This window comes from Herbaspirillum sp. GW822-FHT03A08 (assembly GCF_058801885.1).
Genome location: NZ_JBXANR010000004.1, coordinates 276,751 through 288,363 on the forward strand (window position 1 = coordinate 276,751; position 11,613 = coordinate 288,363).

At 60.2% G+C, this 11,613-nt stretch carries 13 protein-coding genes; 9 read left to right on the forward strand and 4 right to left on the reverse strand.

Annotated features, from left to right (window positions below):
- Positions 1 to 173: 173 nt before the first annotated feature.
- On the reverse strand, positions 174 to 1,082 hold the full coding sequence (locus AC1RN6_RS14480; RefSeq protein WP_493006138.1) for a cation diffusion facilitator family transporter: 909 nt from the start codon (positions 1,080 to 1,082) through the stop codon (positions 174 to 176).
- 143 nt (positions 1,083 to 1,225) lie between these two features.
- Between AC1RN6_RS14480 and AC1RN6_RS14485 the strand changes: the two genes are divergently transcribed.
- Entirely contained in the window at positions 1,226 to 2,854 is a 1,629-nt protein-coding gene (locus AC1RN6_RS14485; RefSeq protein WP_493006139.1) for a flagellar assembly protein A, read from the forward strand.
- Positions 2,855 to 2,862: 8 nt separating this feature from the next.
- The gene (locus AC1RN6_RS14490; protein WP_493006140.1) at positions 2,863 to 3,267 is read left to right on the forward strand and encodes a hypothetical protein; all 405 of its coding nucleotides are present in this window, start codon (positions 2,863 to 2,865) and stop codon (positions 3,265 to 3,267) included.
- Positions 3,268 to 3,302: 35 nt separating this feature from the next.
- Here the strand turns inward: AC1RN6_RS14490 and AC1RN6_RS14495 are convergent, their stop codons facing one another.
- Positions 3,303 to 3,755, reverse strand: a complete 453-nt coding sequence (locus AC1RN6_RS14495) for a PaaI family thioesterase (RefSeq protein WP_493006141.1) — start codon at positions 3,753 to 3,755, stop codon at positions 3,303 to 3,305.
- Positions 3,756 to 3,809: 54 nt separating this feature from the next.
- Positions 3,810 to 4,667: a LysR family transcriptional regulator gene (locus tag AC1RN6_RS14500; protein WP_493006142.1), complete on the reverse strand. Its 858-nt coding sequence runs from the start codon at positions 4,665 to 4,667 to the stop codon at positions 3,810 to 3,812.
- A gap of 191 nt (positions 4,668 to 4,858) precedes the next feature.
- On the opposite strand from AC1RN6_RS14500, the gene AC1RN6_RS14505 reads away from it, so the two are divergent.
- The 5 genes from AC1RN6_RS14505 (at position 4,859) to AC1RN6_RS14525 (ending at position 8,447) form a co-directional block, all read left to right on the forward strand.
- The gene (locus AC1RN6_RS14505; RefSeq protein ID WP_493006143.1) at positions 4,859 to 5,848 is read left to right on the forward strand and encodes a bile acid:sodium symporter family protein; all 990 of its coding nucleotides are present in this window, start codon (positions 4,859 to 4,861) and stop codon (positions 5,846 to 5,848) included.
- Between the two features lie 209 nt (positions 5,849 to 6,057).
- The gene (locus AC1RN6_RS14510) at positions 6,058 to 6,429 is read left to right on the forward strand and encodes a VOC family protein (protein WP_493006144.1); all 372 of its coding nucleotides are present in this window, start codon (positions 6,058 to 6,060) and stop codon (positions 6,427 to 6,429) included.
- A gap of 85 nt (positions 6,430 to 6,514) precedes the next feature.
- Positions 6,515 to 7,201 carry a helix-turn-helix transcriptional regulator gene (locus AC1RN6_RS14515; RefSeq protein WP_493006145.1) on the forward strand — a complete coding sequence of 229 codons (687 nt, stop codon included), beginning with the start codon at positions 6,515 to 6,517 and terminating at the stop codon, positions 7,199 to 7,201.
- A 104-nt stretch (positions 7,202 to 7,305) separates the two neighbouring features.
- Complete coding sequence (locus AC1RN6_RS14520) at positions 7,306 to 7,743, forward strand: DUF2325 domain-containing protein (protein ID WP_493006146.1); 438 nt, start codon at positions 7,306 to 7,308, stop codon at positions 7,741 to 7,743.
- Positions 7,744 to 7,961: 218 nt separating this feature from the next.
- Entirely contained in the window at positions 7,962 to 8,447 is a 486-nt protein-coding gene (locus tag AC1RN6_RS14525; protein WP_493006147.1) for a hypothetical protein, read from the forward strand.
- Between the two features lie 78 nt (positions 8,448 to 8,525).
- On the opposite strand, the gene AC1RN6_RS14530 is transcribed toward AC1RN6_RS14525, so the two are convergent.
- Positions 8,526 to 9,062 carry a carboxymuconolactone decarboxylase family protein gene (locus AC1RN6_RS14530; protein ID WP_493006148.1) on the reverse strand — a complete coding sequence of 179 codons (537 nt, stop codon included), beginning with the start codon at positions 9,060 to 9,062 and terminating at the stop codon, positions 8,526 to 8,528.
- A 195-nt stretch (positions 9,063 to 9,257) separates the two neighbouring features.
- Here AC1RN6_RS14530 and AC1RN6_RS14535 point away from each other — a divergent pair, with 195 nt between their 5' ends.
- Complete coding sequence (locus AC1RN6_RS14535) at positions 9,258 to 10,247, forward strand: AraC family transcriptional regulator (RefSeq protein ID WP_493006149.1); 990 nt, start codon at positions 9,258 to 9,260, stop codon at positions 10,245 to 10,247.
- Between the two features lie 260 nt (positions 10,248 to 10,507).
- On the forward strand, positions 10,508 to 11,557 hold the full coding sequence (locus tag AC1RN6_RS14540) for an alpha/beta fold hydrolase (protein WP_493006150.1): 1,050 nt from the start codon (positions 10,508 to 10,510) through the stop codon (positions 11,555 to 11,557).
- The last annotated feature ends 56 nt before the right edge of the window (positions 11,558 to 11,613 follow it).

The window sequence follows — 11,613 nt, forward strand, 5'->3', positions numbered from 1 at the left end:
GTCAGCGCCTCAAGAATCTTTACGCTTGTCAACGCCAGATATTCAGCAAATCTATCCATGGAAAATACATTCAAAAACCTGCCGCCACGTAAGTTGACAAAGCCGGATTAAAAAACATCTCGCCATGAAAAAAGCCCGGCATCAACCGGACTTTTCATTGCTGAAAATCTACGTTACGTATCGTCTCGCTGCACCGGATCAACATGCGTCATCACATCCAGCACATGATGCTGCTCCAGCACGCGTTGACGCGCCGATGTGGCGATGGCGTGGCCTTCAGTTACGGTCTGGTTGCCGTCGAGTTCAAGGTGTACGTCGACGATGGTCATGTCGCCCATCTTGCGCGTGCGCAGGTCATGCACACCGAAGACGCCGGGTGTTGCCAGCAGCGTTTCGCGTATGGCCTGCGACTCTTCTTCCGATACCGCTTTGTCCATCAGGTCATTGAGTGCGCGCCAGAAAAACACCGCGCCGGTGCGCACGATCATCAGCCCGACGATCAGCGCAGCAATCGGATCGAGTAAAGGAAAACCGAGCAAGTTTCCGGCGATCCCCAGCGCCACCACCAGCGACGACACTGCATCCGAACGCGCATGCCAGGCATTGGCGACCAGCATGCTGGAACGCACATGTTCGGCGATGCGAAGCATGTAGCGAAACAGGATCTCCTTGCTCACCAGCGTCGCCAGCGCCACCCAGAGCGCCGTCATATGCACCACCTGCACATTGAGCGTTTGCAGTTTGAAGAAGGACGATACCAGCATGCCGATGCCGACCGCCAGCAAGGTGCCTCCCAGCGCCAGCGACGCCGCCGTTTCGAATCGTTGATGGCCGTATTGGTGATCGGCGTCGGCAGGCGTCCTGCTTTGCCATGCTGCGAACAGGACAACGAAGTCCGCCACCAGGTCGGAAAGCGAATGCACGCCGTCGGCGACCAGCGCCTGCGAGCCGGAGAACACGCCGGCAATGATCTGCAGCGTGGTCAGCACCAGATTGACGACGATGCTGACCAGCGTACTTTTGCGGCCGGCCTGATAACGTTGTTCTGCGGCAGTTGTATCGTTTTTTTCTACAATTATCATATTGACAAGTCGACGGTAGCGTCCTAAACAAACCTTGTACTTAACGGCGATTTACAGGATGATCTTGCCACACAACAAAATCACATTTAAAGGAACCGGAATTCTTGCCGATTAGCTAAGCATAAGGACTTCCGAGAAATATCATGGAACAAACAAGCCCGCAATCGCTGTCGTTCAACTTCGACAGAGTCAGCGGAGAACTGGTCGCGGCATTCACTCCGGTTGAGGGTGTGCAAGTCCCAAATCTCGTGATTCTGAAACAGGCACTCACTGACGGCGGCTTTACCAAGCTCTATATTGACGAAGCGATGCTGGGCGATTTTGCCGCCAAGGCCGCCACGGCCAAGGAAGCCTTTTCGCAAAAGATCGGCGAACGCCGCGACGGCGAGTTCCTGCTTGAAATTTCCGAAGACCTGATGGGCGCCTATCTGACGCTGGTGCCGCCGCAAGGCGGCCGCGCACGCGCCGTCGAAGTGGTCAACGAGATCCGTGCACGCGGCATCACGCATGGCATCATGCATGAAAAATTGCGCGGCGCGCTCAGCGCGGGCCACTGTGCCAAACTGCTGATCGCCAAGGGCGATGAGCCGATCGAAGGCCAGCAGGCGCGCTTTGAAAGCCTGCTGGAAGAGAAAGAAGAAGAACTCGCGGAAGTCGATGAAGACGCCGTCGTCAGCTACGCCGACCTCGGCCATCTGCTATTGATCAATATCGGCGATCCGCTGATGCGCCGCATTCCGACGGTGCCCGGCGTCAACGGCGTCAACCTCAAAGGTCAGCCCGTGCTGGCCAAGCCGATTACCGAAATCACTTTCAACAAAGATTGCGTCGGCGCCGAAGTCAAGGAAGACAATCCCGATCTGCTGGTCGCCGCCATCGCCGGTCAGCCCTCGCTGATCACCAACGGCGTGAAGATCAATCCTATCGTCGAAATCGAAGACGTCGACCTCAGCACCGGCAACGTGACCTTCTCCGGCACGGTGAAGATCAAGGGCGACGTCAAGACCGGCATGCGTCTGCATGTTTCCGGCGATGTCTTCGTGCATGGCACGGTGGAAGCCGCCGAGATCATTGCCGGCGGCAATGTATTCGTCAAGGGCGGCATCATCGGCCACTCTGAAACCCAGCCTGGCGTGTCCGCCTCAATCGCCGCGCGCATCAAGGCCGAAGGTTCGGTACAGGCGCTGTTCGCCGAAAGCGCGCTGATCGAGGCGCGCCAGGACATCATGATCGCCGGCAATGCGCGCCAGTGCGAAATGATGGCCGGCAATGAAATCCTGGTCGGCAAGACCAATCCGAAGCTGGGCCAGATCATCGGCGGCCGCGCGCAAGCCACGATGATGGTCAAGGCCGTTGCCTTCGGTTCACCGAGCGCTGCGACGACCAAGATCCAGGTCGGTCTCGATCCGTATCTGGAAGAAAAGCTGCGCGCCAAGGAACAGGAATTCCAGAAGAAGCTCGATGAGCTCGACCGCACCATCAAGCAGCTCGCCCACTACAAGCAAAATCCCGACAAAGCCAAGAACGGCGTCGGAGAAGAAGCCGAACTGAAGCGCAAGATGCTGGCGCAGGAAGTCAAAGACCTGATCGCCGAACAAGCCGAGATGAAAGAAGATCTCGTCGCCGCGGAATCGGCGCGCATCGTCGCCGTCAAGACCGTCTACGAAGGTGTGGAAATGCGCATCGCGCGCCAGGTGTGGCAGGTGCTCAGCGACCTCGGCGGCGGCACCGCTCAACTGCAGGGCGGAAAAATCTCCTTCGGCGGAAAGTAAGCAGCTTCATGGCCGATTTACCTTTGCTCGACAGTGAGCGGCTGCGCGCACTGGCGCAACGCGGTGCAAGCATCGCAACAGCCTGCTCCTGCACCGAACCGTTACTGGCTGCGTGGACCAGCACACCGCTGTCCTTTCCTGAGTCGCAATTGAAGGATGTCGGCACGCTGTACGCCGATCCTTACGACGAGCCAGGCTTTGCCGAATACCACCCCAACGGCACACGCTATGACGCAGCCGATGCACCGGTTGCTCCGCTCTACTTCCCCTACAACCGCTGCAACGTCGCTGCCTGCGACGTCTGCGGCCGCTGTTATCTGCGCTACACCGAAGCAGGCGGCTATTTCGTCGACCGCCGCATCCGTGCACTCAACCGGCCCGAGCTGATCGTCGACGCCGCATTGTCTGCGTAGTTTGCTGCTTTGCGGTCTCCGCTTCTACCATCTGTTTATGGCTTGGGCGGCAGCATGCGCATGGCCGTCATGAGGCCGTAGGCGCACAAGGATTCAATGCCGTTGCGAAACGCGGCGACCTCGATCTGGCAGATGCTCAGTGTTCTTCCGCTCTTGATCACCTTGCCGCGCGCGATGAAATATTCGCCCTGGGCAGGCGCCAGCAAGTTGAGTTTGAACTCCGTGGTCAGTACGTCTTCCCCCTCGCCGAACAAGCTCATCGCCGCATAGCCGCCTGCCGTATCGGCAATCGTGGCGCTCATGCCGGCATGCAGGAAACCGTTTTGCTGGCCCAGCTCGGGACGGAAATCCAGACGGATTTCAACCAGCCCCGGGGCGACCGTCTGCAGTCGCGCACCGATGGTCTGCAACGCGCGCTGCCGCGCGAAACTCTCTTCCACTCGCGTAGCGAATTGTGCGTCCGCCGCTTGCATGCTCTTACCCGTCATCCTGATCTCCCTGTTTTTATCATTGACTGATGCGAAGATCTTACTGCAAGACGGTCACTTGCCCGGCGGCGCGTGCAATTCGCTCTCCATGAGAATCTGGAACAGCGTATCGGCCGGACGGCTCAGACGCTTCGCCGTCAGCGCGACATATTCAACATCGGGGAACACCGGCAGGCTGGCGTGGTTCACAGGCAAGGTCAACTCGCGGGTAGCCAGGTGCTGCGGCAGGACTGTCAGCCCCAGCCCGCCGCGCGCCGCCGCCATGCAACCGGCGTGGCTGCCGCTGGTGCAGACGATGCGCCAGTGGTGACCGCTGGCGCCAAGGGTGTTAAGAATGGCGGCGCGCGTCACGCTGGGTTCCGGCAGCAGGATCAGCGGCAGCGGCTGGTTGAGATCCACCGTCGTCTCCGGCCGCGCCAGCCAGACCAGGGGTGTGCGGAACATCGCCTGGCCGCGCTGCTCGCCGGGACGGCGCTTGCCGACGATCAAGTCGAGTTCGCCGTTGTCCAGGTGCTCGTATAGCTCGCCGGTCAGGCCGATGGTGATTTCGAGCTCGACCTCGGGATGCTTGTTGCGGAACAACGCCAGCATGTCGGGCAGCGGCCCCATCGCCAGATCGTCCGACGTACCGAAACGTACCCGGCCGCGCAAGCGTGGCGCGTTGAACTGCGCCTCGGCGCGGGCATGCGCTTCGAGGATCAGACGCGCGTGGATCAGCAGGCTTTCACCATCCGCCGTCAGCGCCAGCGAATGCGTGTCGCGCACGAACAGGCGGCGCCCGGTGCTGTCTTCCAGACGGCGGATGTGATCGCTCACGCTCGATTGCGTGAGGCCGAGCCGGCGTCCGGCTTCAGTAAAGCTGCTGGAGGCGGCGACGGTGCTGAAGGTTTTCAGCCAGACGGGGTTGAACATGGCGGCTCCTGATTCCTTCCTGATTCCTCGCTGATTCTTGCCGGTCATCGGCATATCCGATGGCAGTCAACGCGATCAAAGGGGTTCCCGATGATAGCCGGTTTTCCTATCATGTGACAAAGGGCCGGAACTGCCGTCGGATTGCCATCTCCATCCTGCCCGCCGTCTTTTCCTATCCCATCCTTACTGCCATGAAACGTTACCTTCCCGACACCTTCACGCTGATGCTGCTCAGCACGGTCTTGCTTGCCACCTTGCTGCCCGCGACCGGCGTTTTTGAAAACTTCATGCATCTGGCCAGCAATGCCGCCATTGCGCTGCTGTTCTTCCTGCACGGCGCACGCTTGTCGCGTGAAGCGGCGCTATCCGGTTTCAAGCAACCGCGCCTGCATCTGCTGACACTGAGCAGCACCTTCATCCTGTTCCCGCTGCTGGGGCTGGCGCTGCAAGCCCTGTTTCCGGGCCTGCTGACGCCCGACCTGTGGCTGGGCGTGCTGTTCGTCTGCACCTTGTCTTCGACGGTGCAATCGTCAATCGCCTTCACTTCGATCGCCCGCGGCAACGTGCCGGCGGCCATCTGCGGCGCCACGGCGTCGAACCTGCTGGGCATCGTCATCACGCCGATTCTGGTGACCTTGCTGCTGCACCGCCATCAGGACGGCGGCGGCATCGAACAGGTCACCGGCATCCTGCTGCAACTGCTGCTGCCTTTCGTGCTCGGCAATGTGCTGCGCCCATGGATCGGCGACTGGGTCTTGCGCAAGAAGAGCCTGCTGGCCGTGGTCGATCGCGGCGGCATCCTGCTGGCGGTGTATGCGGCGTTCAGCGCAGCGGTGGTGCAAGGCGTGTGGCATCTGTTCCCGCCACAACAGCTTGCGCTGCTGGTGCTGGTCAATGCGATCCTGCTGGGCGGTGTGCTGGTGCTGACAACCTTCGGCAGCCGTGCACTGGGCTTCTCGCGTGAAGATGAAATCGTGCTGGTGTTCTGCGGCTCGAAGAAGTCGCTCGCTTCCGGCATCCCGATGGCGTCGGTGCTGTTCAGCAGCACCGGCGTGGGTATCGTGCTGCTGCCGATCATGGTGTTCCATCAGATGCAGCTGATGCTGTGCGCCGTGCTGGCACGCCGTTATGCGGAACGCGCCGACGAGAAAGCAGCGCGCGAAGCCGGCATCATCGCCTGATTAAATTTCCTTCAAACTCCTTGCTTGTGGCAAGGGCGAGCTGGCAAGGCGCGCCGACGCAGGCAGTACGAACGTACGACAAGGAGAAGCAACGCCGCCAGATCGTCCTTGCCGCAAGCAAGGCTCCTGACACAATGGTGTCAGGAGCACCCCCTCATGATGTCTTCCATGCCAACCGGCATACCAACCAAGACAACAAGGAAAACATCATGACTACGCACATCAACTGGTTCGAAATTCCCGTCACCAATCTGTCCCGCGCCACCAAGTTCTACGAAGCCGTGTTCAACGACAAACTGCGCGTCGAAACCGATTTCGACTCTGCATCGATGGCGATTTTCAATGATGTCGCCGGCGAGTCCTGCGGCTGCCTGACCGAGACGCAGGCATTCAAAGCGAGCACCGACGGCGTACTGGTCTACCTCGACGCCGGTCCATCCATTCAGAAAGCCATCGACCGCATCGCGCCGGCAGGCGGCAAGGTCGTGCTGGACAAGCTGGAGCTGCCTAAGCAGCTCGGCTACATTGCCCACTTCATCGACACCGAAGGCAACCGCATCGCGCTGCACGCCATGCAATAAGCGGCAGCCCGTCGTCGCTCAACGACGGTGGGCAGCGCCTGCAAGTCATGCCAGAATGGCACCCTATCCCTTTCTGGCAGAACCCATGCGCCGAGCCGACCGCCTGTTTCAGATCACCCAGTACCTGCGCGGGCGCCGTCTCACCACGGCGCGCCAACTGGCCGAATGGCTGTCGGTGTCGGAACGCACGGTCTACCGCGACGTGCGCGATCTGTCGCTGTCAGGCGTGCCGGTGGAGGGTGAAGCAGGCGTCGGCTATCGCATCAACAAATCGGCTTTCGACCTGCCGCCGCTCATGTTCTCTCCTGACGAAATCGACGCATTGGTGATCGGCATGCGCATGGTGCAGGCCTGGGGCGGTCCGCAACTGGCGGCTTCTGCCGCAGCCTCGCTGGCCAAGATCGTGCTCGCGCTGCCCAGGGACAAGCGCGACTTTGTCGAAAACACCGCCCTGTTTGCGCCCAGCTTTCATATCGAAGCGGCCCACGGCGAACGGCTGGAAGAAATCCGCCAGGCCATAGGCAGACGCTGCAAGCTGCAACTCGACTACGTCGATGCACGCGGCCAGGCGACGCAGCGCGTGATCTGGCCGCTGGCATTGTATTTCTGGGGCGGCGGCTGGTCGATTGCGGCATGGTGCGAAACCCGCAGCGACTTTCGCTCGTTCCGCCTCGACCGCGTCAGCAAGATGGTTGATGCAGACAATTACCCGGACCAGACCGGCCGCCGTCTTGCCGATTTCGTACGGGCGGTGAAAAAGTCTCAGTATTAGAAATCCGCATATCCAGATGCCAATATCTTCGTTCGCGCGCGCAGGCTAACGGTTTAGTCTGTGGACACGTCTCCTCCGAGGCGCCCACGACAACCGAGGTCTCCATGCATCGCGCGACGAACAAGAACAGCTACGCCCCCACGGCATCCACCGTCCCCGCAGTCATCAATGCTTCCGGCTTCAGCCTGGCCGACCGATGTGTGCTGTGCGTCGGCGGCCTGACCGGCGCGCGCAACCATTACCGCCACGCCATCGAGGAACGCCAGGGCCGCTTCATCCATCACGACGGCGGCCGCGAAGACAGCCTGCACCGCCTGCAGCCGATGCTCAACGGCGCCGACATGGTGGTCTGCGCCTCCGGCAACATCAGCCACAACGCCTATCATCTGGTCAAACAACTCTGCAAGAAAATGGGCAAGCCCTGCGTCATGGTCAAAGGCACCGGCATCGCCTCCTTCATCGACGGCCTCGGCAGTCTCAGCGGCAAGTTAACATCTTCACAACGCGGCGAGACCGTCCTCAAATCGGGGCGGCACGCATAAGCATTCATTCAAAGCTAGACTGCGCTGGAGGTCCGCTGGTCAGGCGCAGCAACGCGTCGTAGCAGTGCTACGGCAAGGAGCTGCAACAACGCCAGACGGCTCGCGCCGCAGCCTTTGCATTAGCAAAAAAAGGAAAAGCCCCCTACAATCTGCGCATTGCACCATCCACTATCTGACGGCATCTTCAAGAAAGACGCCGCGCGCAACAGGGAGTTTGTTTGAAAATCATCCATCGCATCGCGTTCGCCTGCGCGCTGCTGGCGCCGGGCATCACCGGCATTGCCAACGCAGCACCGGCGGCGACCTTCGGCATCGAAGTCGGCAACGCCCTGCTGTGCCTGAACCAGCTCAACAGCAAATACTTCTACGACTATCTCTTCGAAGCCTTCGGCAAACCGTACAAGAACGAAGGCGGCGCCTATTGGTTCAAGGCTGCCGGCAGCAATATCTGGGGCATGGAAATCACCGACGTACTGGTCAACGACAGCAGCAGCCCGGCCGACTTCATCGGCGCCGTGGTCAACAGCACGCCGCAAGCCCTGTCCGACGCCATCGGCAAAAACGTCGGCATCCGCTATTCGCTCGAAGACAACAGCAAGTATTCGCAACGCCAGTCGCAAGCCGGCAGCATCATCGCCTATGCCGATACCAAGGCAAAGATCTACTGCGCCAAATCCAAATACCTGGTGCCGGGAAAACAGTAAGCAGTCGCGTCCGCACGACAAAAAACGGCCTCCGAAGGAACACCCTCCGGAGGCCGTTTTGTTTTCACCTGAACCGGATCAATCGGCAGCAGGGAAATCCACCACCGTGTCATTGACGCGATTGAACAGATTGGTCAGATTGATGGCAGCCATCGCCAGCAAGGTATCGACGATCTGCGCATCGGTGTAGCCGGCCGCCTTGACGGCATCGACGACTTCCACCGGCACGGTGCCCTTGGTCGTTGCCAGGTAGTGTGCGAAGGTAGACAGCGCGTCCAGTTGCGCATCGCCCGAGCTTTCGGCGCGGCGCAGGCCGATGACGGCTTCGCTGCTCAGACCCAGACGCTTCGCGGCGAAACTGTGTGCGGCAAGGCAATAATCACAGCCGGCGGCTTCGCTGACGGCCAGCTTGACGGCTTCGACCTGCTTGCCCTTGAGCGAGCTCTTGCGCAGGGCGGCATCCATGCTGAGTACGGTTTCCAGCACGATCGGGCTGTTGCTGCCGATAGTGGCGTAGGCGTTCGGCACTTTGCCGATGGCGGCCTTGATGACGCCGAACAGTTGTGCGGCCTGGCCGGTGGCGGAAGCGATATCCTGAGTATGAAGACGAGACATGATGAATCCTTTCAGTAGTGTTCAATGGTTCAATGAATATTCAATAAGTGCATCGTGGCAACCCGCCTGGCGTCGCATCTGCGTTGCTGTTCAAGCGCGGTATGGAATGAAGTATAGGGAGGCACGATGAAACTTTTAATGGCAAAATATGCCAATAAATTGACCAATCGTACCAATCGACCTGTGCCGCTTGAGATGAACACTTCTTCAGACGCCCTCAGCCGCCTGCTGGCGCTGTATCCGGTTCGCACCGTGCTGGATATCCATTGCCATTTCGGCGCGCCGTGGCGCATGGATGAGCAACCGGCCGCAGCCGGCGTCGCCCGCTATCACATGATCCTGAGCGGCACCGCCTTGCTCGATGCGGAGGGACAGCAAGGCACGGCGTTGCAGCCCGGCGATATCGTGTTCTTTCCGCATGGTTCGGCGCACACCCTGCACGCCGCCGGACGCGGCAAACAGGCGCTGCCGCAAGATGCGCCGCACCGCGAAGAAGACTTCCTGATCCGCAAGGAAACCGCCAACGTCGACAACGGCACAAGGCAGAAAACCGACATCCTGTGCGGCCAGTTTCATTTCGCTGCGGAAACCGCCACCGTCCTGCTGCGCTCGCTGCCGCCGGTGATGCTGGTGCGCACCGCCGGACGCGCCGACTTCGCCGGACTCGGCACCCTGATGAACATGCTGAACGTCGAAACGGAAATGCCGCGCCCCGGCGCACATGCGGTGACGACGCAATTGTCATCGGCCCTTTTTGCTCTGCTGATGCGCGCCTGGCTGGATCAGGAAGAAGCGCAGAAAGTCCCCGGCCTGTTTGCGCTGCTGGCCTCGCCGCGCCTGCAACGGGCGCTGCAGTGCATGCTGAATGAGCCAGGCCGCGCCTGGTCGCTGGAAGAACTGGCCGACGCCTGCCATCTGTCGCGCACCACCTTTGCGCGGCTATTCCGCGCTGCGGCAGGCGCCACGCCTGGTGAAGTCCTGACCCGCACGCGCATGGCGCAGGCCGAGTATCTGCTGGCGGACCGCCAGCGCAGCGTGGCCGACGTCGCCGACGCAGTCGGCTATCAATCGGAAGCATCATTCAACCGCGTCTTCAAACGCCACTTCCATATCGGCCCCGGCCAATACCGCCGCGAAGCGCGGCAGGCCGCCGATGCAAAGATCAAGGTCGATGCCAACGAGTGACAATACTTTTAAAGTATCAACATATATAAATCGAGATATTTTACATAGCAAAACACGGCTCCTATAATCGCTTCCCATAAGAACAATAATGCTCAGGGATGGATGCCGGTAACCCGGCTGCATGAGCAGGAGACCGCAACAGCACACTACTTGGCGCCTCAACACGCACAAGCACGCCGTCCCGGCTTTCTGCCTGTCGAAAGACCTTGCCTCCCTGTCGATCCGAATCGTTTGCCGATGCAAGGGAAGTCACTATGGCCATGGCCGCCGCTATCAGAATCACAAGTACCTCGTTGCTGGCCGCCGCCTTGCTGCTGCCGCTGGCAAGCTACGCAAAAAAATCCGCGGAAGATGTTCCTCCGCCGCAAATCGTCACGTTGGCGCCGGGTGCACAGCAATATGCTTTCGCCATCTACGCCAACAATTCTCTGAGCGAAACGAATACGGCCATCACGCGCGCCATCATCCTCGAACACGGCGTCAAGCGCGATGGCGACCACTATTTCGAAACCGGCCTGGAGTTCCTGCGCAAGGCCAGACTGGATCCGGCGCAAAACCTGTTGCTGACGCCCAACTTCCTGACCGAAGGCGACAGCTTGTCGGACAGCAAAATGGCGCTGTGGCGTGGTGACAACTGGATGCAGGGACAAGACTCGACGCACGGTAAAACCGGCATCAGCTCGTTCCGCGTGTTCGACGACGTCGCCGCTTTCCTGACCTCGGGACGTTTTCCGGCATTGAAGGAAATCGTCTTCATCGGCCACTCCGCAGGCGCGCAACTGATGCAGCGCTACGCCGTGCTGAACAACACCGATGAGAAGCTGAAGCAAGCCGGCGTCAAGGTGCGCTATGTCATCTCCAGCCCATCGTCTTACCTGTATCTGGACAACAACCGCCCGACCGGAAATGCAGACAACGGCTTCGCCCCCGCCGGCGGCATCACCTGCCCCGGCTACGACAACTATCGCTACGGCCTCGGCGAGATGCTGCCTTACGGCCAGGGCAAGGATGGGCAAGTGAGCGGCGAAGCCCTGTTCAAACGCTATGCCGCGCGCGACGTCACCTACATGGTCGGCAGCAAAGACAACAATCCGAATCACCGTTTCCTCGACAAGGCCTGCGGCGCCCGCCTGCAAGGTTCGAACCGTGTGGAACGCCACGACAACTACGTGCGCTACGAACAGTTCCTCGCCAAGAAATGGCAAACGCCGGTACACCACCCCGACTTCGAAGTGCCGGGCGCAGGCCACGAAGCCGGCGGTTTGTTCGGATCGGACATCGCAGCGGAAAAAATTTTTCCGGCGAAATAAATAACTCGGCAGCAAGCAACACCAACGACAGCGCCGCAGCAACACACTGACGAGCG